At 55.0% G+C, this 26,327-nt stretch carries 22 protein-coding genes; 16 read left to right on the forward strand and 6 right to left on the reverse strand.

From position 1 onward, the window contains the following. Positions 1 to 97 precede the first annotated feature (97 nt). The 13 genes from CKROP_RS07900 to CKROP_RS11325 all read left to right on the forward strand — a co-directional run bounded on the left by CKROP_RS07900 (position 98) and on the right by CKROP_RS11325 (position 16,102). Positions 98 to 1,741 carry a hypothetical protein gene (locus tag CKROP_RS07900; RefSeq protein ID WP_012732212.1) on the forward strand — a complete coding sequence of 548 codons (1,644 nt, stop codon included), beginning with the start codon at positions 98 to 100 and terminating at the stop codon, positions 1,739 to 1,741. Then, a complete protein-coding gene (locus CKROP_RS07905) occupies positions 1,705 to 5,157 on the forward strand; it encodes a hypothetical protein (protein WP_148209669.1) in 3,453 nt (1,150 codons plus the stop codon). The genes CKROP_RS07900 and CKROP_RS07905 overlap by 37 nt, the downstream gene beginning before the upstream one ends. A gap of 120 nt (positions 5,158 to 5,277) precedes the next feature. Then, positions 5,278 to 5,571: a hypothetical protein gene (locus CKROP_RS07910; protein ID WP_012732214.1), complete on the forward strand. Its 294-nt coding sequence runs from the start codon at positions 5,278 to 5,280 to the stop codon at positions 5,569 to 5,571. Beyond that, positions 5,549 to 5,992, forward strand: coding sequence for a hypothetical protein (locus tag CKROP_RS07915; RefSeq protein ID WP_041628886.1), 444 nt, complete (start codon positions 5,549 to 5,551; stop codon positions 5,990 to 5,992). Before CKROP_RS07910 ends, CKROP_RS07915 begins: the two co-directional genes overlap by 23 nt. Before the next feature lie 3 nt (positions 5,993 to 5,995). Beyond that, a complete protein-coding gene (locus tag CKROP_RS10795; RefSeq protein WP_012732216.1) occupies positions 5,996 to 9,766 on the forward strand; it encodes a tape measure protein in 3,771 nt (1,256 codons plus the stop codon). Positions 9,767 to 9,790: 24 nt separating this feature from the next. Beyond that, positions 9,791 to 10,663, forward strand: a complete 873-nt coding sequence (locus tag CKROP_RS07925) for a hypothetical protein (protein WP_012732217.1) — start codon at positions 9,791 to 9,793, stop codon at positions 10,661 to 10,663. Next, complete coding sequence (locus CKROP_RS10800) at positions 10,581 to 12,179, forward strand: Gp37-like protein (RefSeq protein ID WP_148209670.1); 1,599 nt, start codon at positions 10,581 to 10,583, stop codon at positions 12,177 to 12,179. Before CKROP_RS07925 ends, CKROP_RS10800 begins: the two co-directional genes overlap by 83 nt. Positions 12,180 to 12,439: 260 nt before the next feature. Continuing rightward, positions 12,440 to 13,105 (forward strand): glycoside hydrolase family 25 protein, encoded by a 666-nt coding sequence (locus tag CKROP_RS07935; RefSeq protein ID WP_012732219.1) that lies wholly within the window; start codon positions 12,440 to 12,442, stop codon positions 13,103 to 13,105. Positions 13,106 to 13,162: 57 nt separating this feature from the next. Continuing rightward, entirely contained in the window at positions 13,163 to 13,684 is a 522-nt protein-coding gene (locus CKROP_RS07940; RefSeq protein WP_012732220.1) for a hypothetical protein, read from the forward strand. 49 nt (positions 13,685 to 13,733) lie between these two features. After that, positions 13,734 to 14,096 carry a hypothetical protein gene (locus CKROP_RS07945; protein WP_012732221.1) on the forward strand — a complete coding sequence of 121 codons (363 nt, stop codon included), beginning with the start codon at positions 13,734 to 13,736 and terminating at the stop codon, positions 14,094 to 14,096. After that, positions 14,093 to 14,371, forward strand: a complete 279-nt coding sequence (locus CKROP_RS11160; RefSeq protein ID WP_169302961.1) for an HNH endonuclease — start codon at positions 14,093 to 14,095, stop codon at positions 14,369 to 14,371. Before CKROP_RS07945 ends, CKROP_RS11160 begins: the two co-directional genes overlap by 4 nt. Before the next feature lie 90 nt (positions 14,372 to 14,461). Continuing rightward, a complete protein-coding gene (locus CKROP_RS07955; protein WP_012732222.1) occupies positions 14,462 to 15,352 on the forward strand; it encodes an SGNH/GDSL hydrolase family protein in 891 nt (296 codons plus the stop codon). Positions 15,353 to 15,376: 24 nt separating this feature from the next. Then, complete coding sequence (locus CKROP_RS11325; RefSeq protein ID WP_012732223.1) at positions 15,377 to 16,102, forward strand: SGNH/GDSL hydrolase family protein; 726 nt, start codon at positions 15,377 to 15,379, stop codon at positions 16,100 to 16,102. 663 nt (positions 16,103 to 16,765) lie between these two features. On the opposite strand, the gene CKROP_RS07965 is transcribed toward CKROP_RS11325, so the two are convergent. From CKROP_RS07965 to arsD, 5 genes are all read right to left on the reverse strand, one after another. Further along, entirely contained in the window at positions 16,766 to 17,368 is a 603-nt protein-coding gene (locus tag CKROP_RS07965; RefSeq protein WP_012732224.1) for a hypothetical protein, read from the reverse strand. A gap of 5 nt (positions 17,369 to 17,373) precedes the next feature. Beyond that, positions 17,374 to 17,955 carry a hypothetical protein gene (locus CKROP_RS07970; RefSeq protein ID WP_012732225.1) on the reverse strand — a complete coding sequence of 194 codons (582 nt, stop codon included), beginning with the start codon at positions 17,953 to 17,955 and terminating at the stop codon, positions 17,374 to 17,376. A 23-nt stretch (positions 17,956 to 17,978) separates the two neighbouring features. Continuing rightward, a complete protein-coding gene (locus tag CKROP_RS07975; protein WP_012732226.1) occupies positions 17,979 to 19,268 on the reverse strand; it encodes a hypothetical protein in 1,290 nt (429 codons plus the stop codon). Between the two features lie 527 nt (positions 19,269 to 19,795). Next, positions 19,796 to 21,547: an arsenical pump-driving ATPase gene (gene arsA / locus CKROP_RS07980; RefSeq protein WP_012732229.1), complete on the reverse strand. Its 1,752-nt coding sequence runs from the start codon at positions 21,545 to 21,547 to the stop codon at positions 19,796 to 19,798. Beyond that, entirely contained in the window at positions 21,547 to 21,915 is a 369-nt protein-coding gene (arsD, locus tag CKROP_RS07985; RefSeq protein WP_041628889.1) for an arsenite efflux transporter metallochaperone ArsD, read from the reverse strand. Before arsD ends, arsA begins: the two co-directional genes overlap by 1 nt. An 87-nt stretch (positions 21,916 to 22,002) precedes the next feature. Here arsD and CKROP_RS11165 point away from each other — a divergent pair, with 87 nt between their 5' ends. Genes CKROP_RS11165 through CKROP_RS07995 form a run of 3 tightly spaced genes read left to right on the forward strand, consistent with a single transcriptional unit; the run spans position 22,003 to position 25,798 of the window. After that, positions 22,003 to 22,749 carry a metalloregulator ArsR/SmtB family transcription factor gene (locus tag CKROP_RS11165; RefSeq protein WP_012732230.1) on the forward strand — a complete coding sequence of 249 codons (747 nt, stop codon included), beginning with the start codon at positions 22,003 to 22,005 and terminating at the stop codon, positions 22,747 to 22,749. A 27-nt stretch (positions 22,750 to 22,776) separates the two neighbouring features. Further along, the gene (locus tag CKROP_RS11925) at positions 22,777 to 22,956 is read left to right on the forward strand and encodes an ATP-binding protein (protein ID WP_081429441.1); all 180 of its coding nucleotides are present in this window, start codon (positions 22,777 to 22,779) and stop codon (positions 22,954 to 22,956) included. Positions 22,957 to 22,963: 7 nt separating this feature from the next. Then, positions 22,964 to 25,798 (forward strand): DNA methyltransferase, encoded by a 2,835-nt coding sequence (locus CKROP_RS07995; protein ID WP_041628890.1) that lies wholly within the window; start codon positions 22,964 to 22,966, stop codon positions 25,796 to 25,798. 6 nt (positions 25,799 to 25,804) lie between these two features. Here the strand turns inward: CKROP_RS07995 and CKROP_RS08000 are convergent, their stop codons facing one another. Then, complete coding sequence (locus tag CKROP_RS08000; protein WP_148209671.1) at positions 25,805 to 26,230, reverse strand: hypothetical protein; 426 nt, start codon at positions 26,228 to 26,230, stop codon at positions 25,805 to 25,807. Positions 26,231 to 26,327 lie beyond the last annotated feature (97 nt).

The following is a 26,327-nucleotide window of genomic DNA, read 5'->3' on the forward strand; positions in this document are numbered from 1 at the left end:
CGCGCTTGTCCACTGCTCGGGGAGATTTTCCTTTCTGATTGCGGGGCATCGGATGTTTTATACTGGGGACGTATCGTGACGCTATTTTGGGGGTTTTATGCGTAATCGGGGGAATCTTGTTCACGGTGTGCCCAACGTGTCGGCTGGTGGTGGAGCCTGGATTGGGCAATCGGTATCTAATCCCTTTGCTGTCCCCATGTCAGCACGGGAGCCCGTTGGCCGACTGCCTGGCGTCGGACTTACTCCAGCCGGGTATGTGTCGGCTGAGGGAGTCAAGGTAGATACATCGCTGGCCTCGGAGGAGACGAAATCCTGGTCGGGGCTATCGATGAATACTGTCTCGTCGCCGGATGGCGTTACGTTGTCAGTATCTTTCATGGAGCTGGGCAATTCCGCAGTGATGAGACTCACGCACGCCGATGGGGCAGTCAAAGAGCTATTCGATTCGTCTCGTGTTCGTGTTGAGGAGCGTCTGGATGAGCCTCTTCCGTATCGTTGTTTAAACTTCGATCTCCTGTCAGCAGATGGGCAGCGTACTCGACTGTTCGTTCCCCGCGTGGTGGTTACTGATATTGATTCGCAGTCATTTAGCCGCTCTGAGCTGGCCGCCTGTGTGCTCACCCTGTCGTGCACCCCGGATAGTAACGGCGTGTGTTTATACAGGCTGGTGGATCGCCAACCTCAGAAGCCAACTCCACGTGACCATGATGGACCAGATTTTGCCGTCGTTGGGCACGTGCGCGAGTGGGTCGAATACATCACTGGTGACGGACGACTTGCCAATCTTGGAGCTATCCGGGCGTCACTGTCCACGGCGCTCAGTATTATTTCCCGTATTTCTGAGCGGTCATTGGTCGATACCATCGATCAGCTGATTAATCGTGTTGAGCACACGGTCGCGGATATGACCGACTCCGAGCTTCTCCGCCTTATTGCTGATTGGGCTCCGCGGGATCTGATCACGGGTGCGAACCTGGATAATTTCAGGGCCGCGTTCGATAATGCCATGTCGTGGCTGCGTAGACGCACAAAGTCTATTGCCCATGCGGTGAAGAAGATTGCGACTCTGTGGTCGAGTGTTGGCATTGGTGGGCTCATCGCAGGTTTGTCGAACGGTGATGCGCAAAGGGCGATCGGTGACTTCATAGCGACTATTGGAGCCAATTGGCAAGAGTGGCTCACGGCTGTGATGAATGGCGATGTTGACCACATCATTGATAATGCGATTGCGTCGGTGAACGTCCCTGCTCTCGGTGACGCATTGGCGAATCTTGCCGATTCCGCGGGGCTGGGCCAGTGGTCGGGCCCGATCCGGGCGTGGGCCGGGTGGCTTGGCCAAGCGTCGGCAGAATGGGGCACGGTGGTCGGAGACTGGCTGCGTAGTTTTCTCAACAATCAGAGTGTCTCTGATTTAAACCAGTGGTTGGGTGATGCAGTTCAGCGGTGGAATGAGATCGCGGGCGATTTTGTTAATCGCATGGCATCAGGTGAATTATTGGCGGATTTAGCGCGTACCGGCGGTGATTTGTATCGGGCTGCCCAAAAACTGTGGGATACCGCTGCCAGTATTGTCCGCGAGAATTGGGGGCGTTTAACCCCGCTAATCTGGTTAAGGCGTATAGCGCGTTCGTCGGTTCTTTTGATGCCGCACAGTACGGTGATATTGCTAACCGTTTTCTTACTGACTGGGCTAATCCTCCGGCGTTGGCGAATGACTGGGCTTTATTGTCAGCTGCTCTAGCCGGTGACTTTACTCGTGGGTCGGTGGCTGCTCTTGATGCGTTAAATCTCGCCCAGGTGTGGCCACAGCTGACGGCGGCCTGGGATCAGTTTTTACAGGGGGCCAACGCGGCGCTATCTGAATTGACCGCGCAAGATTGGTTGCTGGCGTCAATCATGTTGCTCGGCCCGCTTATCACGCTGGCAGCTGGTTTTGCGTTAACGATCGCGTTGTTTGTCTTTGGGCAGCCACTTTTTGCCATACCTGTGGGATTGTCAACGCTGGGCCTGGTTATCGGCATGTGGCTTGTTGTTGCCCAGTTTGTCGGTTTCAGCCTCGGTGGGGCGTTGTTGCCGTGGGCCGCGGATCTGATCGTGATTTCCCTCTTGACGGGCCATCCGTTGGCGGCGTTGTTCATTTTTTGGTCTGTGCTTAACGGGGCACGGTTTATTATTTTGGATTTTCCGTTGCTGGTGATTGCGGGGGCAGCACCGGTCACGATTAAGGCTGCTGTCCTGTTTTTAGCGTCTGCCTGGATTATCGCGCATTTAGCGGCGTTGGCAGCGGTGACGTTGCTGGTGGTCGTTAAAGCCCGTGTGTTCTTGCGGCTGACTCGACCATTTCGAATGACTGGCCTGGAGCGGGCCGTGATTGCGGCGACGGTTGCTGTGATCACGTTTGTGATTGTGGCGTTGTTTTCGTCCACAGTGTTGGGGCTTATCGTCGTTCTTGCTGCACGGAACTTAACGATCACTGGGCGATCTGCTCTGATTAACATTCTTCGAGCTGTCGCTATTGGTGGCGTTGTGCTCCCTGTTGTTGCGGCGGGGGTCATGCTGTCGCTAGTGCGTTTGCTGCGTTTTCAGCTGGCGATGATTCCTCCTGTGTCTATTGCGCTGGTCATTGTTCTTCCTCTTGCCCAGGCTCTGTTTTTCCATCGGCGTATAACGCGACTTCTCACAGCCTCAGAATTGGGAGCATTGGGGAGTGTCCTAGTGCCCCTGTTGAATTTTATTGTCTCGGTTTTCGGTTTAGCTGTCACCACTGTGCGGGCACTTATCCCCGCTCTTTTCTCTGGTACGACCGCCCTTATCACAGGCTTGGCGGCTATTCCTGCATCAATTGCATTCTATGCGTCGTCGGTGACGTGGGTGCTCTCCCAAATTGCATCTTTTACTCTATTGAGGCGGGATATTAGGCCAGTTGTGCTTGTTATTGGCAGCGTGATGGCTCTATCGGCTCTCGCTGCGGCGGCGGGGCTGGTTGCTTCTGCCCCACTGTTGGCCCCACCACTGACGGTGATCGTCGTTAGTGGAGCTGTTGCTCTGGGTGTCGTCGGCGCTATTATCGCATGTTTTACGGCAGGACAGTTGTCTTTGTTCGTGACAGGTCTCCGTGGAGCGGCACAGCTACTACTGCGACTGGTGGTGGCATCCACCGTGGTGTCCGGCCTGTTTTTCATGTCGTCTGGGGTACTAGCAGGAATAGGACCGTTTATCTCGGCCCTGATTCTACGGGGTGTACGTGTCGCACGCTCGGCGGTATCAGTGGGGCTAATCCCTATCGTCGCTAAGATGTACCGCTTGGCTGCCCCACTTCGGTGGATTATCGATGCCAGCATTGCAGCCGCCGGAGCTGTGGTGTTTGGACTTGGGGAACTGGGTGCTCCACTTCTTCATTGGCCTTTCCGTGGCCCGACCTACCGGTTCTGGGTTCCGCTTATTCTGGGTTTTTGGCTGGTGGTGTGGAATTATCTGGCCACCGGCTACTACGCTCTATGGCTGACTTACCTAATAGCGTTGTTCTTGTCAGCATATGGCGGGTGGGTGGCCTGGCTGATAGCCGGTGGCGCGTCAACTCCCTTGTCAGCACCGCAGTATGCGTGGGCCACAAACTTCACGATCGCGTGGGGGTGGACCTTAGTTATTTGTCTTGTTGGGGCGGCACTGCTGATTCCGGGCCGCTGGTTCCGGCATATCGTCACTGCCCTGGCAACCCCGTGGCTCTTCTTCGACGCCGTCAGTATAGACACCCTCAGCATCGCTGCCGGCGGGCTTACCAAGGCAATCATGACACGACGAACAGCTGCTGGTGTGCTCTTTACTCCCCTCCGGGCTGTTCTTGCTGGAATTGCCGCCGCTAGCCTCGTTGCCGGGGCTCGCCTGCTGGGGTGGGGAGTTGCCATTCTCGCCGCCGATCTCTTCACTCCTGTAGCTATTGCTTTAGGCGTGAATCACCGGTTCCTCATGGCCGCCATCATCACATTGACCTGGATCGGCGTCCGACTAGCGGCACTACCCCGGTTTGTCGTCGCGGCAACGCTGTCAGCATTAACCGGGATCAGCGGTGCCTTTATCATCGGTCGGACACTACGCATATTGGCTGCCGACATGGCCGCCATCACCGGGGCGATACCGTGGCTACGGTCGCAGAAACTCGCCCAAATGGGTGTCATGCTTCTCGCCGTCATCCCGGTCGTCCTCTTTGTCGGTATCCCGCTTACGATGGTGGCTCGGCGATTAACGGCCCCTGTGCGTGTACTTATTGCTATTGCGTTCACCGCAACAGTGGCCACCTTCGCTGTGGCCACTGCCACGATTGTGCCTGGAGTCGGAGGGGCGCTCACAGCTGTTGTTGCCCTAGCCATTTTCGTCACGGTGCTTGCCCAACACCCAAGAGTTCTTCTCTCCCCACTGGCAGGACTTATCGCTTTATCGGCCGGTCTAGCAGTCGTGGCGGCCGTACTAATTTATTTCTCTGGCCAGCCACTTCGAGCTGCCCGCCGTGTGACGATCATGCTGCGGGCACTCATCACTGTGCTAGGGATGCCCATTATTATTTGGGGGCTGCTTATCGTCGCCGCAGCCGGGGTGATCATTGCAGTTTCGTCTCTTATCAACACAGGCCGCGTGGTTGAAGTGCTGGTGTCTTTAGCGGTGTTGTCTGTTGTTTTGGCAGTGATGGGGCTAGTCGTTGTCACGCTGCTTTTGACTGTTTTTAACCGTGCCAGTGGCCTGACTATTGCGGGAATAGTTACCGTAACAGTGCTGACGGTGGTGGGGCTTATTATCGTGTTCAGCCTGATTCCCCTCTATGTTCGAATAGTCAACACTGTATCGTTCCCACTGGTTGGCATCCCAGTGGACATCTTCAATATTCTGACCCGGAATTCCCTATTGGGACGAATCTCGCGCCTGTGGGTTCTGGTTCATCTACTGGTTATCGGTGCGATATCTCTCGGTCTTGTTGCTGTGGTCGTGGTGTTGGGACTTGCCGGGGCTATCACAGGATTCGCTTCGGCGGCGGGTATCGCAACGGTTATCGTGCTTGTCTACCTCTACGTTTTTATCCCCATCGTCGCTGTCATTATTATCGCGGCGGCATCCGCCGCGATTGCGTATGGATGGTGGTGGTGGGTGACCTTCGGCCCGAAGTAATCGAACGTATGTACTGCTATGATGTCAGTAGACCTAATGGCGTTTCATCAGGAAACTACCTCTATCTTCCTGTTAGGTAAAAGATAGAACTCGCATTCGACATAGGGGGGAAGGTTACATATGGCCGCCAAGAAGACAACGAAGAAACCAGTTCAGCCCAACACTGACTGGTTTGATTACACCACCCACAGCGGAGAATCGATCAGCCTGCCACCCATCGGCTCGGTCATTACCGCTGGGGATCGTCGCCGGGCGAAACGCGATGGTGTGGATGATGAAGAGTTTTCATGGATCATGCTGGAACGGGCAGCTGACAAGGCTGCCGAGGGAACTCTGGACATTATTGACGCCATGCAGATGGACGAGTTCAACACGTTTATGAAGGCGTGGAGTGACGGGGGCGACAAAAGCTAGCCTGTCAGAGATTATTTCCCTGATCGACGCTATGGATAGGGACCCGATTTTTTCTATGGCAGTCGAGCGGGAATTGATCGAAGTCGGCGTGCGATGGCGGTGGGTCAATGATGGTAGTGACCGGCTGTCGTGGGATGACGTGATCGCTTTGATCGCTACTGCGGGCCCTGATTCGGCTATCGTGCGTGATGCTCGCAAGGATGAGTGGGAGTGGGATTTAACCAACCAGTTACTCGCGCATATTGCTGATCAACAGGCGATGAGCGCCTGGGGTGGTAAAGGCGCGAAGCCGAAACCGATTCCTCGACCTGGGGTGGATGGTAAGGAAATGGAGACGGCTGGTGTGAAACCGGAGGGCTTGTCGAAAGCTGAGATGGACGAATGGCTGGGCGATGATTGGCCTGGCGTTAACGGGGGCTAAATAATGGCGGCGAACTTTGATGTTGGCACCGGATGGGTGAGCATTGTTCCGAAGATGGGCGATTTCTCCCAGATTCGTAAACAATTGGATAAGGCAGTAGTTGCTCCGTCCCAATCGTGGGGCGAACAGATGGGTAACAGGATCACGTCGGGCTTGAAGAAAACGATGAAGGTCGGGGCGATTGCCGCCACAGCCGCTATCGGGGTGAGCGCCGGTAAGGCGTTTTCCGATGGTTTCAGCCGACTCGCCTCGACTGATCGGGCCGAGAAAGCTCTTGAGGGTTTGGGCTATAAGGGTAATGAGATTACCCAGATCATGGGAAACGTTAATAAGTCTATTGAGGGCACGTCGTTTCTCATGGGTGATACTGCTCAGGTTGCGTCGGTGATGTTGGGCTCGGGTATTAAACCGGGCCAGGAGCTTCAAGACACGCTGAGTCATGTTGCTGATGCTGCCGCGCATTCGAATACGTCGATTAGTGAGATGGGGTCGATCTGGTCGAAGGTTGCTGCTCGTGGCCATGTTGATGGTGAGGTGATGGCCCAGCTGATGGACCGTGGTATTGGTCTTCAGGATCAGCTTGCCAAGCAGATGGGCGTGTCCAAGGATGCGGTGGCGGATATGGTCAGCTCTGGGAAGGTGTCGTTTGCTGATTTCTCCCAGGCTATGGATTCCATGTTCCATGGGGCGGCGCAGAAGCAGCGCGAAACGTTCCAGGGGTCTATGGAATATATGAAGGCTATGGCCTCCCACGTCACCGCTGAGATCATTCAGCCGTTCTATAATGGAATGATCCCGGTGTTTAATGCCATTTCTGATGGTTTCGCCGGTCTCGAAGGCAAACTTGGCCCAATTGCACAACAGATTAGTAATGCGATTGCGCCGGTATTTGAGCATCTCGCCAATGATGTTATCCCTTCGATTTTTTCTGCATTGGATAGCATCAATGTTGAGGCTGTTATAGGGGCTTTTGGGCCGCTCAAGGAGGGGTTAGCCCAGATGGGCCCCTTGTTAGAGCAGCTTGCTCAGGCAGCTATCCGTGTGGTAGCCGCCTTGGCCCCGGCGATTCCACCACTGGCAGCTGCACTCGTGGCCATTGTGAATGGGACACTGCCTGCGCTAACCGCACTATTGAATGCGCTGGTCCCGATCATTACTTCGGTGATTGTTCCCGCGATTACCGCGTTAAGTAACGCGTTGGCTAAACACCCACAGTTAGCGGCGGCGGCTGCTAACGGTTTTATGCTCTGGGCTGAAGCATTCGTCCCATTGAATAGGGGTTTTAGGGCTATTCAGGAGGGAGCTACCGTTGTTTCCACATTCGGGCCCCTAGTCGGAGGGATGGTTAAGTCCTTTGTTGGCGTCGGGAAAGCCCTGAAGTTTGTTATTGGTATGGGCCGTATCATCTTTACTGGTTTGCGGACGCTGCCTGCTTTGTTTGCCGCGATCTTTGATACGAATCCTGTCGGTCTCATTATCACTGCAATTGGACTTCTGACCGCTGGTATCACCCTGTTTTTGACGAAGACGAAGGCGGGTCAAGAAATCTTGGCCGCAGTCGGCAGCGCTTTTCAAAGTTTTTGGGAATGGTTGCAACCGATTTTTGAGACAATCGGCACTTGGCTGTCGTCGGCGTGGTCGTCTATTTCGGGGTTCTTCTCCCAAGCTGCGAGCGTAATCAGCACAATTGTTCCGTATATTGTGACGGCACTTCTCACACCAATCATGATTCAGGTGGAGATAGTAAAAGCCGCTATTCTCCTGGCGTTCAACTTGATTCAAGCCGGCTGGAACTTGCTTGTCACAGGCATGGTCGCATTGTGGGAGTCGGTTTTGCACCCCATGTGGGACTTCATGGGCATGGTTGTGAGCACCCTGTGGTCGGCGGTACTCCAACCAATTTTCTCTCTGATCGGTGCGGCGTGGAACATGCTACTCAGCGGCATGGCGGCTGTCTGGAATGGTGTTTTACAGCCTGCCTGGAACCTTATGGGGGCGGTGCTACAGGGCCTGTGGAATGGTATCTTGCAGCCAATATTCACCGCGATTGGTGCCGTCTGGTCTGCTGTCGTCAATGGAATTAAGGCGGTCATCGATAATGTTTTGATTCCTGCCTGGCATGGAATGTCGGACTTCATCTCGATGATCGTCGATAACTTTGTGAAACCGGCGTTCGACAGGATGGGCGAAGGTGTCCGCACCGTCCAGCACTGGTTCGAATCCGCCGCCGACGGTATCAAAAACGCATGGAACAAAGTGTGGGATACCGTTCAGAGTGTTGCGAAGAAGATCACCGATATTGCGTACAACCACGGGATTCTTCCGGCGTGGAATGCGATTGCGAATGTCACCGGTGTCGGCAAGCTCAATGAGGTGCATTTTGCTACCGGTGGTGTGATGCCCGGCTATACCCCAGGCCGGGACGTGCATACGTTCTTCTCCCCCACCGGCGGGATACTCAACCTGTCCGGTGGTGAGGCTGTGATGCGTCCTGAGTGGACGCGTGCTGTCGGTGGGCCTGCTGCTGTGGCGCGGATGAATGCGATGGCGCGGTCTGGTCGTGGTAGTGGCTTATCGGTGGGGTTTGCTGATGGCGGTGTTATTGGCGGTATTAAGCATGCGGCTGGTAAGGCCTGGGAGATTAGCGATGATGTGCTTGATAAGGCGATGGAGCTGGGGGGTGATTTCGCTAATGCGGCTAAGCGGTTGTTCTTCAGCAAGATTGATGGCGTGAAGGGGCAACTAGGTATTAGCAGTGGTACCGACTTGGCTAAGTCTGTTGCCCCTGCGTATTTGACTAAGGGTGCTGATAATGCGTGGAATTGGCTAAAGGAAAAGGTCTCAGAGGTCGCCAAGAAAGTCAAAGAAAGAATGACCGTCGGCGGCAACGTTGAGATGTACCGAGGGCTTGTCGAACGACTCCTTCGTGAAAAAGGCCAACCAGTATCCCTGACCAACAGCGTTCTCCGGCGTATGCAGCAAGAATCCGGTGGGAATCCCCACGCGGTCAATAATTGGGATTCGAATGCGGCTAAGGGGACGCCGTCGAAGGGGCTTATGCAGACTATTGATCCAACATTCCAGTCGTATAAAGACCCTGGATATGACGATATTTGGGATCCGGAATCCAATATTCGTGCTTCGATGAACTATGCCATGGCCACGTATGGTTCACTTTCTGCAGCATATGATCGTGCGGGAGGGTACAAGCGTGGTGGCGTGTTGCCAGCGTTCCTCCGTGATTCAGGCGGTGTTCTTCCCAATAATTCCATCGCCGTCAATACATCCGGAGACAGCGAATGGGTCCTATCTTCCCAACAAATGCAGGACTTCGCTCAGGGTATGACTGAAGCCTCTCAGCATATGGATGAAACCGCTAAAGCGTTTGCTGATGGTGTCGAGGCCTGGCTTAACGGCGAAGAAGACCGGATCGGGGCACCAATCGAATGGGGAGCGCAATTCCTCGGAGACATTCTCTCCGATGTGACCGAGGACCTTGGCTCACCCTGGGGGATTGACGGCACAAAGGCACCCGACATCCTTGATAATCAAGGCCGGGTGAAGGTCTCTGTCGCAGGCCCTGCTAACGATCCTGGCCGTAGCGTACTGCCACCCGTGGAGGTGCACGTCAATATGAACGGGGACAATATGACGGTGTCATCAGATGATGTGCGGCGTGGGGTCAATCAGGCTTTGGCTGACTATCAGCGCAGGATTGAGGCCTTAGAGCGCGGCGTTCAGATCAATACGTTCACAACACCAATGGTGGTGTAACACCAATTATCCAGGGGGCTGCTGATGAATATTCAGCTTTTAGACTATCGGGGGCAAACATGGCACCTGGCCGGAGATGACGAGGGTGCCGAGGGTATCACGCTCGGCAAGATCAGTAACACCGTCGGCAACATCAGTGACCAAAAGGATAAACACCAATCACGTTTCCAGTCACCAAGCCTAGATATCGGTGAGCTTGACCCTATCGAGCCGACACTCACCGTGCAGATCACCACAACACCCGAACTCACCGTCGAGACAGTCACCCGTCGGTTCCTTAACGGCTTAGACTTTTTCAAACCAGCCAAACTCATCGTCACGGAATCTCGCCAACCATCACTGTGCCTCTTCGTGCATCTTGCAAAACCGGTAGGCCTGCCCGAGGACACCACCGCCATAGACGGCACCACCATGGAGGTTGAACTTACCGCTAAGGACGGCTGCTGGTTCGGCCCCCAACATAGCGGCACCGGCATTGTAGCCATCGAAAACACCGGCGATATTCCACTATGGCCAACTGTTCGCTGGCGGGGCATGGCAGCACGATTCACCGAAGACCGCAATGGCCTCATCGTGCTCCCACCAGCCTTAGGCCGATCAGGACTGACGTATTACACCGACCCAGCCACCGGGGGCCTTGTCACCGACAACCAGGGCTACCCGAACCATACAGCCTGGGCCACCATGCGCGGCGTGGCCTGGACACGGCCAGTCATGCCAGGAGACGGCACAGCAGTGGAGTGCCACCATTGCCAAGTGCTGTGGCGAAACCGTTACCTTTCACCATGGGCGCAATCAGGGGGGATAATTTCTAATGCAGGAACATCAAATAACGCAAATGGCCGCGATTGGTCAGAGGCGACGGGACGACCATACGCCGTTCGTCTATTTGACTGACAAATACTTAACCCCACAGGTCATCGTCACCGGCTACGTCTCACTCAAAGCCTCAGATAAGGTCAACGATGCTGGCACCTTCGCACTCGAAGTCCCAGCCCATCACCCGATGGTTGATTTACTTATCCCACCGTTAGCCTTCGACGGCGACCCCAACTCGGCTTTACGCAAGCTAACCGACATACAACAATTCCTCATCGTCGAATACGGGCACACCCGCTACACCTACTTCGTCGACAAGATCGTCGACCATGCCCAGCGAGTCAATCCCACCGTCGAAATCAGCGGAGCCTCCATCTATGAAATGACCGACTATCTTGTCATGGAATCCAACCCGATGTCGATCAAATCGCTCCAACCCAAATATATGGACGTGCGGGCCGGGGACTCACTCCGCGTGATAAAAACGTTCATCCTCATGAACCTGCGCAGGCTCTACCAATTTGACCTTCTACCCGACCCCGACCCGTGGTCACCGATCGCCTGGCGAGACTATGCAGATTGGCCGATCATGGTCAACCCCTTGCACAAGTCAGTTGATACTCCCTGGACAGTACTTGCCGCACGCTTCGACTCACTAGCCGACCTGACAAAAGAAACCTTAGACGCGGCGGGCCTCAGGCTAACGATCACTCTATGGATGCCGTGGGATCGGCAACCGTTCCCTACTCACACGCGCCTATGGAAACCCACCTTCATTATCGATGTCGTCCCCGTAACAGCCGATTCGTCCGTCGCCGGCCATATCCGTGAGGGCGTGAAAAACATCAAGCGCAAATGGGATCCGGAAGACAACGTATCGACAGTCGGCATGTCCGCCCGCTCCAATCCGGACGGCTACAAACCCTGGGTGATGCTCCGACCAGACCACATCGACTACGCCACCTCGGATGTCACCATCACCCGCTCAAAGTACGCTGACGTCACCGTTGGTGGGAAAAGCCCAGGTGCGATTAACCAACTTTTGAAACGGGCAACAGCCTCATTTGTAGGCGGCGCTATTGCAGGAGCGAAAACGGCGTGGCCTGGGCACGATAAACAATTGGATGACTTGCAGTCGAAGCTGGAGAAAGCCGGAGGCAAGCTGACGGAAGATAAATTGTTGGCGTTTACCCACCATCAGGCGACTCGCCGAGCACATTATCTAGGCCCCTACCGGCGTCGTGAACTGGTCGCCTCGGGTGAGGGCTTCACTGTAGAAGGTGAACAACAGGCGTTTGAGGCGCTTACTAAGGGCAAAGGTGGGTTCTCGGCGGCGTTTAAGATCGCCGACGGATGCCCATACTCTCTCGGCTATGAGGTGAATGTGGGTGACCAAATTGGTGTCGAATGGCGAGAAATGGTGCTATCCACATGGATTGATGAAGCCACAATCACCTGTGAAGATGGCCACCCGCCGGAGGTAGAACTAGCCGTTGGTGAAGCAAAAGCTCGCCGATCTGCTCTACAACAACTCAACGATAACCAAAAGCACATATCGTCGGTCACAAAGCGACTAAAAACCCTCATCGGCTAGAATATAAGTTCGAACGAGTAGACTTCATGTTGTATAAAACAAGGGGGTGGAGCACATGGGGGTGTGCCTAAGCGAAGATACACCCGCGGGGGCATGGGTTGTAGGAAGACCCATGCTAAATGCGGTTAATGAGGCGCACGCATTGTTTTTCGGCCAAGACGACTACACCACAGGACGATCAGCGATGGAAGCGCTGATCCCCACACTACACACGTGGCTACCGAACCTACGTTCGATCAACAAGTAGAAAAGAGGTAACTATGCCACTGTACGGACTCGATGTCTCTGAACATCAAAACGGAATGTACCTACACCGCGCACAAGCCGAAGGATACGACTTCGTCATCATCCGACTATGCGACGGCACCTACCGAGATAAAGTCTTCGGCTCCCATCTTCAAGACGCGGAAAGCGCAGGACTGATCACGTCAGCATACTGGTATCTTCGCGCCCCCTCAGAAGGAAGCACCATCGCCCAACAAGTCGACGTCATCGACCAACAAATGGGAGGACGCCGCGACCTCGGCGTATGGATCGACGTCGAATCAGTCAGCAGAAACCACCAACTCCTCCTCACCGGCGACGACGTATGGGCCGCGAAACGTGAACTCGAATCACGCGGCTACCACGTACCCGGCATCTACTCGGGAGCGTGGTACTGGGAAAACATGCCCGGGGGTGAACCATCCATGGATGGGCTCGGGGCACTATGGATCTCCAACTACGGCACCAACGGCTACGGCACTGCCGCCCAACTCTACCCCGGCGACACCGACCAACGATGGAACTACCCACTCGGCAACCACGCCCCCGACATCCTCCAATACGGCTCCAACTGTTATGCCGCCGGCTACCCCGGCGTTGTCGACGTCAACGCCTACCGCGGAAGCCACGACGAACTCCGGCACCTGTTCACCGGCAACTAACCACCCCCTAGCGCAGCCATCTCACTCCTGACCGCACACCACGTAGAGGATCACACCATGGCTAAGCACGACATCCCACACATCAACAACATTCATCCTGGCGAATTCCACCTCGACCGAGGCATCACCCACTCCCCCTGGTACCTCCGGCAAGTCGTCTACACCACTGCAGGGATCATCGGGCTAGCCGTCACCGCCCTCGGTATTGCCACACCAGGACAAGTCAACGACTGGTTCCAAACCGCCGCCGGCATCGCCGCAGCTATCAGCGGCGCACTCGCCGCCGTCTCCACTGGAGAGCACTCCGACTATCGCCCCACAGGGCGCCCGAAAGACGCAGAAACCCAACCCGGCGACAACAACACACTCCACGCCCCACAAACACCCCCCTCACCACCCATCACCTACGCTCCTCATTCACAAAACCAGGCTAACCAGCCTGAACAAACCCACCGGCCTGACCAACCGAATCAGAACACGCAGACCAACCAGCCCAACGACACCTACCAGCCGCCCCGCCCCACCATCACACCCCAAGGCGGCACACCCGGCCACCCCACACCAGCCCCCGAACACTAACCCCGGCCACACATCCGAAAAAACACCAACTAACCGCACAGGGGGCACTATGCACGGGCCACTCACCACCCTCCTCATCACAGGAGTCTCCAGCGCCATCGCAGGGCTTGCCTCATGGTTCGCCGCCATCACCAACGCGCATGGCAAAGAAAAAGTCGCCAAAGAACAAACGCGCTACCCCGAATGGAAGGCGTTCGTCGACGCCATCCAAAAGGAAACCGAACGCACCAAACACGAACTCACCGGAAGGATCAACAACCTACAAACCCAAGTCGACACCCTCCGTGAACGAGTCAACACTCTTAGCAACAAATACGATGCTGCCCTCGGTCACATAGCCGAATGGCGCCACGCCCACCCCGACGAACTCACCCAACACCCCGCACCCGCCGCCATCAAACACGACCTATGAACACACACAACCCGAACAAACCCGAAACCCCCCGACACCTCCGCACTCTCATCAGACAACGAGACCACTACACCTGCCAACTCTGCGGAGCCCCCGGCAAAGAAGTAGACCACATCATCCCCACCAGCCAAGGCGGCACCCACACCCCCACCAACCTCCGCGTGCTCTGCCGCACCTGCCACACCCGCAAAACCACCACCGAAACACAAGCAGGAAAACACACCAAACACCAACTCCTCCACCTCCCCACCGAAAACCACCCCGGCATCACATAATTCCGACCACCCAATCCCCCTCGAGAAAGCCCCACCAGGGATGTACACTCACACACGACAACACCCCCCCAACAACAACGAAGGCCCCCAATGACAACCACCACAACAAAAACAGCCATCGCCGCCATCGCCGCCCTCACCACCGCAACCCTCATCCCCACCACCACACACCAACCAGCCCACGCCGACACCATCACCACCGGAGACAAATACGTCGCCCTCGGAGACTCCTACGCCTCCACCGGCACCCTCGCCCAACAAGTCCCCGGCACCCACCCCGCCTGCGTCCAAGACCAAGACAACTACCCCCACCAACTCGCCAACAAGCTTGGCCTCACCCTCGACGACGCCTCCTGCGCCTGGGCACTCACCTACCAATACGACCAACCACAAAACCACGCCCTACCAGGCACCGCACCCACCCCACAAAAAGAACACCTCACCAACGACACCAAACTCATCACCATCAGCCTCGGCGGCAACGATGCCGGACTAGCCGACGTATTCGCACAATGCGCCCCCCACATCCACATACCCGGACTGCCCGACTGCAAAGACACAGCAGAACCGACAGCCACCGCACAAATCAACAACCCCGACCCAGAAGGCCGAACCCTCCACCAACGCCTCGTCGACATCGCCAACAACGCTCGACAACGCTCACCACACGCAAAGATAGTATTCACCGGCTACTACACCGCCGCAATGAAAGACTACCAATGCATAGATGATGGCTTCCTTTCCCAAAACGACCGCGCATTCCTCGAACAATACGTCACGAACATCAACAACGTCGTCAAATCCGCCGCCCAAGACACCAACGCCACCTACGTCACCCCACCTAACCAACCCGACGGATGGTGCAGCCCAACTAACGAACGCAACTCAAGCTACTTCGGAATCCCCGAAGGCAGCCTCATCGCCCACCCCACACACACCGGACAACAACGCATGGCACAAACCATCGCCAACCAACTCTAAAACCACCAGAAGGAAATAAGCACCATGAAAAAGTCCCTCCTTGCATCCACCATCACCCTCTGCACACTAGCAGTAAGCACGGCCTTCACCGTCCAAGCTGAACCTACCGACCCCCAACCACAAACCAACCAACAACAACCCTCACCCGAAGAAGTCCAAAACCAACTCCCCACCCCACCACCCGAACCAGAAGGCGGCAAAGACCTCGTCACCATCGGCGATTCATTCACCGCCAACGGCCCCACATCAAACCCCCTCGTCCACAGCTACACCACACCGCCACGCGAACCAGCCATCGGCCCCAACGGCTGCAACCAAGACCAAGAAAACTGGCCACGAATAGCCGCACAACAAAAACAATGGTCCCTGGCCGACTACTCATGCAACGGAGCACAAGCAAAACAAGTAGCCACCTACCTCAAACAAGCAACCAACAACAAAGACCTAGGCACTAACACCAAAAACTCATCATCTCCTTCGGCGGACTTCAAAAAACCGAGCAACTCAAAACAGCAATCGGAACACTCAACCTCCCCACCCTCAACCCCGACCTATACACCGCATACCTCACCGCCATTAAAAACTGGCTGCCCACCATCGCACCAAACGCCGAACTCCTCACCACCACCTACCAACCACTCTCCGCACCCGGCGACTACATCTGCCCCGCCACCCCCGAAGCCAACAAACCCATCCCCCTACACGTCCCACTCAGCAACAAAGCCGAAGAAACACTCAACAACAACATAAAAACATCAAGCCAAAAAGCCGGAATCCGGACAATAGACATCCACAACGACGCCAAAGGCCACGACACCTGCAACCCCGACGACAACGAACGATGGGTTGACGGACGATGGGCACCAACCACAACACAAAACATGATCTACCACCCCACCATCACCGGAACCAACGCCATCGGCAGAATCGTCGCCAACCAGCTCTAACACAACCCCAGGGGACCACCCCCTACCCCAACCACCACACAACCCCCGGGCGACTAAGGCGTTAGTGGTGTGTACGGGTCTTGGGGGTGGGCTGCAGGTTTGTTTTATTGTTGGTTTTTATGGGTAGAGGTATAGTAGGGGGGCACCCTTTTCCTCGGGGTGTGATGAGAGAGGGGCCCCTGTGGGCGGCCGGGCGAGGCGCCTGCAGGGGTCTTTTCTGTTTTCGTGGTGCGGATGATGGCAGCGATGTCGCTGGTAGGTTAGCGTTCGTTGACCATGAGTTGGGCTACGTTGAGGTGATGTCTAGGGGTTAAGGCTGTGTTGGTGTGGTTTACGATATCTTTCTTGGTTCGCAATGGAGAAGCGGGACCAGCCCAGGTGCGGTTGGTCCCTATGGGTGGATGGTTGGTTAGGTAGCTTAGACCGTGGTGTGGCTGGTCACTTCGGCCAACGCATCAGGATCAGTTTATTCTTCTATTGTGCTATCCACGCGCAGCTCGGAGTAGCGGCTTTCTGGGATGGATGCGTCGAATGGGGCTCCTACTTCGTGCCAGGTCAGGTCTTCCCCGCATGTCACATTCTGGTTTGTGGTGTCCAGGATGAGGAATCCCCAGACCAGCCGGCCTTGTTTGCCAGCGGGAAGGTTGTACGGGCCTACGACTTGTTTCAGGGCCCAGTGCTCCGTGTATACGTAGTTGAAACCGAAGGTGTTGGTCATCAACTTCGGCAGTTCAGCTTTCTCTTTTATTTGGACACTGGTTTCAACCGTCTGTGTGCGAACATCCTTGATGTGTTGTTTTACGGGGACAGGATGATTGTTGTGGTTGGCGACGCTGGCGGCATCGGTCTGTTTAAACCAGCGGCGTTTAGCAATGGGATAGATCCCATTGCTGTTCGGTGTAGCGCATGACGTTCCTGGTTTGAAGTCATCGTTCCAGCGCTGTGGCAGTTCGAAATCCCCGGCGAATGTTCCGGGTGAGGATTTCTCCGTAGCGGTGGAGATGCCTGGTGTTGTCAGGCCGATTGCGAGTGTGCACAGTGTTACAGCAATTTTTCGACGGTAACGCATATGGGTTAGCCTTCGATCTTGTCATTGTCGCGCGTGCTGATGGCCACGTGACGTTCCTTCGGTAAGCTAGCGGTGAAGTTTCCACCGTTTGCCTTCCATGTGTGGTCTGCGCCGCAAATAGTCTTCTGTCCTTCGAAGTCAGAAACAATCCAGCCAGCACGAAGGACGGCAGTTTTGCCGGGGGCGATATTGTATGGTCCCACGGTTTCGCCAACCTCGTAGGTTTGCGTGTCGGTGTAGCTGGTGGAGAAGGTCATGTGGATTAAATCCAAGATGGGGAAGTCAACGCCAGCAGACACATTCCAGGTTTTGGTCTTGGTTTCTGTGATTTCGCGTGTGACGGGTAGCGGTTCGTCATTGTAGTTGGATACTGTCCAGGTTCCGGCGGACCCGTCAAAATAGCTACGTTTGATAGCGATGGTTTGCCCGGTATCGCCTGGGTTAGTGCAACGATCTCCGATGGTCGTCGGATTTGCTGTTCCTTGGTCACGGGGTGGCAGTGCGTGTGCGGCTGGTGCAACGAAAAGTGAGGCTGCTGCTGCGGTTCCTGCTGCTGCTGTTGTAATGGTGCGGATGATGTTTTTCATGGTGTCTCCTGTCATGGGTGTGATTAGTTAGATGATTGGGTGGGTACGGGCAATGTACGCCACTGGTCTGGTGTGATGTCTTCAGTTCTGGTTGATCCGTCCTTGGATGTGATTTTTGCCTGTGCCCAGAATCCACTGGGTGCTGACGCCTGAGGATAGTGGGAGAGCAAGGAGTATTTTCCGTCTTTTCCGCAATGGATTTCTTGGTAATTCACTCGCGTCATGGTTGTTCCGTATTCCACGCGGACTTTTTCACCGGGGGCTAGGTGAACGGGTTTTAGAGGAGTGCCCACTGGCATGTATGCGCGCTCAATCACTCCGATAGATTCCAACCAACCGTTGGGCAGGTGGTTTCTTACGTTTTTCCAGTTAGAGTAGCCGTTGTATTCTGCGCCAACCACGTAGTCTGTCTGTGGTGTGTACGTGTACTCGGAATCTGACCAATTCAGGAAGTCGTTTGAATAGCCTGGTTTTGCAAAATCTGGTTTTGTTGCTGTGATGTGATAGGGGTACCAGGTTTTGTCTCTGTTGTTGCATGTTTGACCTAGCGTAGGCCAGGACGAATCATGCTGTGGTTCCTGTGTGGGTTCGATAATTTCGTCGCGCTTGGGGTCTGCAACTTTTTCCAGGCTCGGCCCTGAGTGGCTGTTGTAGGTGTTTCCACTGGGCTTACTGTTTGCCCCTGGGTTGCGGGTTGGAATATCCATCGCAAGGTCTGAGACGGTGCCATCAGCTTTGATGATGTAGGCGTATGCGTAGCGTTCGGCGGGGCCGGTACCGCGAATAACGTTGGCGCCTTCGGCATTGGTAAGGACGCCGTCTTGGCAGGTGACGTACATAGCGATGAAGTCTTTTTCGACGACGCCGTATTCAATGCGGACGGATTCTCCCGGTCCTAGGTTGATGGGCCCGAAGGTTTCGTTGTCTAGCCACCCGTTGGATTCCTTTAATCCAATGTCGGATTTGGCGGTAGTGTTCCACCCGGAGGGGAGAGAGGCCTTGGAATTCGCGTCAATCTTGTGATTAGTTCCTGTTTCGATTGAGGCGGTGTAAGGAACTGTTTTGTCTGTTTTGTTGGTGAATTGGATGTTTCCATCACCGAGGTAGCGACGACCGGTTTCCCCATAGTGCCATTCAGGGTAGTGATCAGTGTGTGCTGATTCCGGAGTACAACTCTTGTACAGGTTTGTGATTGGGTAGCCTTGAGGCATATCTGGGATGGCCTGTGCGACGGGGGTACCGACTGTAGCCAGTGGGGCTGCGATGAGTAGTGCAGCTCCCAGCATCCGGGCACTTATGCTGGATATAGACATGAATGCTTTCCTGCTGGTTCATTTGCGAGGGGCGCTCCTTGATGGGGAGCTCAATGGGATCAGAATGCGATGATGCTTGCTCGATCCTTTGATAAGGATATAGCAATTCTTAAACATTACAACCGGAGCAGCCTCATGACAGGAACTATGGTTCAAGGTGCTGGTGGTGGTGTTGTACGGTGCTGGTGTGATTGGCGTGCCCTGGTTTTTGTTCCGTTTGAGTAGATGGGAGATTTGGAACATGCTGAGGAAATTTGATCAGGATGTGATGGGCGGCGTCGTTCGTTGAGTTGAGCATCGCATCCTGTCGGAGAGTCTTTCGGTGTGAGCTGTATGTCAGGCCATTGCGGTGTGTTCTTTCTATAGGTCGCTGTCGGGGCGGTCGCCGCGGATCAAGGCGACGAGGTCGTTGAGGGTCATCAACACGTATTGGGCGCCGGGGTTGGTGGTGCCCCTGCATTTGGCGACGACTATTCCCACCACGGCGTCATCGTTTTAACTTCGGTAAATCGATATTTGCATAGTTCTTAGTCGGGTATGACGGGTAGTTGAACCACTTCTACCCCTGCCTGATTAACGACCGAATTAATTACCTCCTGTTGCGCATTGGCTCGTCGTAGCAGGAACGGTGATGACGTCTCGGTTGCTGGGAGCGACTGGTTGATTACCCATGCCCACGGCTCGATACCTGCTCGCGATAGGTCGGCTGCGAGCGACTGTGCCTCGAGCATTGGCGTGGCTTCTGGCAGTGTCACGAGGATTGGCCGGGTAACTTCCGTATTTTGCAGGTGTTGGAGCGTGGTCGCAGAATCGTCACGTCCGGATTGACGCATGAGTTCGCGGTGGTAGGACCCAGTGGCGTCCAGTAACAGCAGGGTGTGCCCAGTGGGGGCGGTGTCGAGGACAACCCACTGGTTTTCGGCCGTTGCTACGATCTCCGAAAATGCATTGAAAACGGCCACTTCTTCTGTACATGGGGAGCGCAGGTCTTCCTCCAACTGTGCGTACCCGTCGGCATCGAGAGAAGCGCCTTTGCTGGCGAGTACTTCTTCTCGGTAGCTAGCCGTCACCGCGTCAGGATCGATAGATGACACCGTCAAACCGCTGATGCTGTCTTCGAGGGAACCGTCGAGGTGATTCGCGGGATCCGTGGTGGACAGATGTACCGGCTTGCCGCGCTTAGCGAGCTCCAATGCCAGCATTTGCGCCACGGTGGTTTTGCCAACCCCACCTTTGCCCATGCACAAGACGAGTTTCGGTTTCCCCTCTGCTAGCTCATCCACCAGATTGGATAAATCAACGTGCGAATTTGAAGTGGACTGCGTAAAGCCCGGCTCTAGTGCGGGACCCGCGTTCGAACTTTCATTACCGTCTGGCTCGCCCAGGTGTGATAGGCCGTCTACCCCCATCACCGGGTTAGCCTTCAACTCGAGCCGTACCGTTGGAATACTATTGATCGCGCTCAGTTCAGGATTTGTGGCAAGGCCATCAAGTAGTGCCTGTTCCCGGGCGTAAATAGACTCCGACAGCTGATCGGTAGCGGCGTTCGCTGGCAGGATTCCGTTGATCACCAACAGCGTCGGTTTGATTCCCATCTCAAGTAGTTCACCGGTGGAACGGTTAGCTTCTTGCAAGGTCGAGATTTGAGCTCTGGCCACCAGAACCAGTGAAGTTTGTGCCGGGTCAGCCAGAGCGGCGACCGCCTCGTGATAGGTTTGCCGGTTCTTCTCCAGTCCAGACATCGGCCCCAGACACGAGGCGTCACCCGCGCCTTTATCAATGAAACTCGACCAATCACCAGGTAAGGACAGTAACCGCAGAGTGTGTCCGGTCGGGGCGGTATCGAAAATGATGTGGTCATAGCGGCTAGTAATGTCTTCGTTTGTTAGATAGTCGACGAATCGATTAAAGCTAGCGACTTCAACGGTGCAGGAACCGGACAAGGTTTCTTCGGTTGTTGCCAGTACCTCGGGTGGCAGCAGGCCACGAACCGGACCCAGGATAGATTCGCGATACCGCGCCGCTTCTGCCTCCGGGTCAATCTCTACCGCATCAAAGCTGGTAGCGCCGGGCACAAGGTCGGTTAGCTCTGCTCCGCCCGACCCGATCTCACGGCCGAATACCTGCCCAATGTTCGAGGCTGGATCAGTTGACACTAGCAGCACTCGTTTACCTTCACTTGCCGCGCGGGTGGCTAGAGAGCAAGCAACCGTGGTCTTTCCGACTCCACCTTTACCGGTGAAAAACGCAAACTTGGTGCTCAGTTCAGGAAGGGACATTAGCAGCACCCACTTTCGCCACAGCAGCCAGACTCAACGACGGGCAAAGTGGTCTTTTCCTCCAGGGATACCCCGGCGAATTGACGGAGCTGATCAACTTGTGGGTAAGAACCAGTAGCAACGATAGTGCCATCGACCACAGTAACTGGCAGGCCGTCTGTACCCGCCACCTCGACATATGCGCGAACTGGCTCGCACGTCGCAAAATCAGTAGGGGCAGACGCCAGATTATGCCTGGTCACGGTAATGCCCTCCTTTTCCAGAGTGGTCAGCGCCGCATTGAAATCAACGAGAGCTTGGTCTACGTCGGTTCCGCAGAGCCCGGAAGAACAGCACAGGGCCGGTTCATAGACATCGATTTGACGCACAATTAACTCCTTACATTTCGATGGTTGTCGTACTGACTCGAACTCTATCACGTTTCGATGTTTATCGAAACATGATAGGGTTCTTGCATGACCAGCCAACATGCTCCGAATTGCTGCCCCGCACCTGCAGTTGCCGACGAAGGACGGTGTCGGGACGCGGCGAGTATTTTTGCGGCACTTAGTGATGTCACGCGGCTGCAAGTGGCTCTGTTCATATACCGCTGTTCACCGAACCCGGTGTGCGCATGTTCATTTCCCGAGGTTTTTAATATCAGCCGGTCAACCATTTCGCACCATCTCACCAAGCTGGTAAATGCTGGCATATTAGGCCGTGAACAGCAGGGTAAGTGGGCCTACTATTCGATCGCCTCGGAATTTGATACTCAATTCCTTGACGTTGTCGCTAAACACGTGCCTCAACAAACCACACGCCGAAAGGAAGCCGCCGTGACCAAAATCCTTTTCGCCTGCAGACAAAACGCTGGTCGCTCACAAATGGCAGCTGCCATTGCGCAAGAACTCGCAACATCTGACGTGACCATCATGAGCGCAGGCACCGAACCGGCCGAGGAAGTACACCCCGAGGTACGCGACGCCCTCGCCGAAATTGGGTTAGAGCCGTTTGCACAGCCAGAAAAACTGGATCCGGCGAAAGTGAAGATGGCCGATTGGGTGATCACGATGGGATGTGGCGAATCATGCCCAATTTTCCCCGGAACCCACTATGAAGACTGGGAGGTCGCTGATCCGTCGGGGGGACCCACAGAGGTCGTACGCGAAATCCGCGACGATATTACCAAGCGCGTAAAAGAGTTGTTGAGCCGAATTTCTTAAGGAAAATCTGCGCACCCCTAAGGGTATTTGCACACACCCACCCCGACCGGAACGGGGAAAACATGCATAGTCTGCGCCATCGGCGTCGTCGCATGTCAAGCCGGATACTCCGTGTCCTGCTACGGGCTGGACCGACTTGTAGAATGTGGTGCAGCGGTCACCATGCTGCTTGTGGGGGCCTTTTGTGTGGTGTTGTGGTGTCTATGATGGGTTTATGCTTGCTAAGCCAACTGTGACTCTTGACCGTGGGACCATCCGTCGTGGTTTGCAGGAGATGTCGGCGCATTGGCTCAGTCGTGTGGATGGGTGGAGGCAGGCCGGGGCGGGCCATATTGAGAAGTCGTATGCGCAGCAGTTTTGGTCAGATTTGTTGCGTTGTTTTGGGGTGATTCCTGAGCGTGTCAAGCTTTTTGAGCGCGATGCGATCCGTGCTTCGTCTGGGAGGACTGGCTACATCGACCTTTTCTGGTCTGGTGTTGTCATTGGTGAGGCTAAGTCGCCTGGTAGGGATCTTGATGCTGCTGAGCGGCAGCTGCTTGACTATCTTTCTGGTGGTTCGATCAGTCAGCATGAGTGGCCCCGCTACTCAATCGTTTCGGACTTTGAGCACCTCAGGGTGGCGAAGCTTGGTGAGGATGGTTGGAGTGTCTCGTTTACTATTGGCGAGATTGCGGATCATGTTGACCAGCTGATATTCCTAGCGGGACAGGAGACCGTCAGCAAGAAGGAGGAGGAGGAAGCCTCCATTCATGCTTCGAGGCTCATGGCGGATCTGTATACCGCGATGGTGGGCGATGACGATGCTGATGAAGCTGTTGGTGATGAGGCTCCCACGAATCCTGAGGATGAGGATTGGCAGATTCAAAAGACCTCCGTGTTCCTCACTCGCCTTCTTTTTTTGCTCTACGGTGATGATGCCGGTTTGTGGCAGGAGGATTTGTTCTACCGGTTTGTTTTGTATGACACGACTCCTGGCAATCTTGGTGGCCAGCTCTCGCAGCTGTTCCAGGTGCTGAATACGCCGGAGAGTCGCCGCCGTCACGTACCTGAATCAATGGCGGCTTTCCCTTACGTTAATGGTGGCTTGTTTGCGGATACGTGGCCTGCGGAGTTTTTCACTGAGGGGATGCGAGACGCCTTGCTGGCTGCGTGTCGTTTCCACTGGACACGCATTTCACCGGCTGTGTTTGGCTCCATGTTCCAGCTAGTGAAGTCGAAGGATGCTCGACGTGCTCATGGTGAGCATTACACCACCGAGACCAACATTTTGAAGGTCCTCGAGCCGCTGTTTCTGGAGGAGCTCCGAGATGAAGCAGAGCGGCTGATTGGAAATAAATCGACGACTGCTCGGGAGCTGCGGCAATTCCGGGATTCGTTATCTCAGATGGTTTTTCTTGATCCTGCGTGCGGGTGTGGGAATTTTCTTGTGGTGGCTTATCGTGAGCTGCGTCGTATCGAGACCGATATTATTGTCGCGCTTCGTGCTAAGGAAGGGCAGCAGACTGCGTCGATGGATGTGTCTTTGGATCAGCGGCTGTCGATCGGCCAGTTTTATGGTTTCGAGTTGAATTGGTGGCCTGCAAAAATTGCTGAGACTGCGATGTTTTTGGTTGATCATCAGGCTAACCGGAGGTTGGCGGAGGCTGTGGGGGATGCCCCGGAGCGTTTGCCGATTACGATTACGGCGCATGTTCGGCATGGTAATGCTCTTCGGATGGATTGGGCCCAGGAGGTGCCCAGTACTAAGGGTGATACGTATGTGTTCGGCAACCCGCCGTTTATTGGTCAGTACACAAAGACTGCAGAGCAGACTGCGGATATGAAGCAGGTCTGGGGCAAGGACTATGACGGATACCTTGATTACGTCACCGGCTGGCATGCAAAGGCAAAAGACCTTCTTGCCGAACGCTCTGGCGATTTTGCTTACGTGACCACCAACTCGATTACTCAAGGCCAGCCAGTCCCTGCGTTGTTTGGGCCTTTGTTCCGGGAGGGGTGGCGGATTAAGTTCGCCCACCGCACGTTTGCGTGGGACTCGGAGGCTCCTGGCAAGGCTGCTGTTCACTGCGTCATTGTTGGATTCACTCGCAACAGTAAGGCTAGTCCTCGCTTGTGGGACTACCCAGATGTGAAAGGCGGAGCCGTTGAGCAGCGTGTAGGCCAAAGGATTAATGCCTACTTGATAGATGGGCCAAACGTGCTCGTTGCTAAGCGGATGAAGCCACTCAGCTCAGTAATCAGTCCCGCTGTACGAGGAAGCCAACCAACAGACGGTGGGAACTTAATCGTAGAAAAGAAAGCCTACGGCGAGGTAGCAGCAGACCCAATTGCGGCAAAATATCTTCGCCCTTTCCGCATGGGCAGGGAACTGGTGCGCGGTCTTGACCGCTGGTGTTTATGGATGGGGGATGATGATTTCAATCCTGCGGATATTTCTAAATCGTCAGTGCTAAAAAAGCGGGTAGAAGCAGTGCGCGAAATGCGCCTTGGGAGTAAAAAGAAGGCAACACAGCAGTCAGCTAACACTCCCCATCTTTTCCAAGAAGACCACCAACCAGACTGTGCTTACGTGGGAATTCCAGCAGTGGTTTCCGAAACCCGGAAGTTCTATACTGCCGCCCATCTGGGAGCAGAAGTAATTGCCGGAAACAAACTTTATACAGCGGTAGATCCGGATGGACTTCTGTTCGGGCTTATTTCCTCGTCAATGTTTATTACGTGGCAACGCGCTGTTGGCGGAAGGCTCAAGTCCGATCTTAATTTTGCTAACACTTTGACGTGGAATACTTTCCCCGTGCCAGAACTCGACGAGAAAACCCGGGAGTCGATCATCAAGGCTGGTCAGGGTGTTCTAGCGGCGCGTGCGCGGCATCCAGACCGCAGTCTCGCTGATGCTTACAATCCGCTGGCTATGGATCCTGCTTTGGTGAAGGCGCATGACAGGCTGGATCGTGTGGTGGATAAGGCTTTCGGTGCTGGCAGGAAGCTGACTACGCAGCGGCAGCGACTGGAGATTCTTTTTGCTCGGTACACTGAGTTGGTAGGCTGAGTGCGCTTATTCGACGACTTCCGGCTCCCCCACCACGCGGCGGACAACGCGGGCATCATCCGCGCCAGTTCCCTCCATGATTTCTTGAGCGGTGTTTAGGTCACGGAACCATACGTCGGGGGCAGCTTCTGGACGTAGTTTGAGGTCGAGGTATCCGGGTGTCCATTCCCATCCGTAGAGGTATTTCCATTCGTCGTCCACGGCTAGAACTTGTACGGCGTACTCATAGCGTGGAGTTTCAGGCGCACTGTGTTCTATGAGTTGTTCCAGTTCTCTAGTCTGTTCGGCTAGCTTCTTAGCGTCACGCTTAGCGTCCACAATTGCGCGCATAATCTCCTTTAGCGGGGCGTTGTCATGCATGGACACGTACAGTGCATGGCTAAGACCGGCAGTTGTTATCTTTGCCTGCTCACGCATTTCATGAGCCTTCATTACTAGCGAGCATAGGAATTTATCTACGCGCCGGCCGGTAGCCTCGCATTGCTCCAGAGGTACGTTTATTAACCCATTTCGGTGATTGAATGACCAC

The sequence above is a fragment of the Corynebacterium kroppenstedtii DSM 44385 genome (assembly GCF_000023145.1).
Taxonomy (GTDB): domain Bacteria; phylum Actinomycetota; class Actinomycetes; order Mycobacteriales; family Mycobacteriaceae; genus Corynebacterium; species Corynebacterium kroppenstedtii.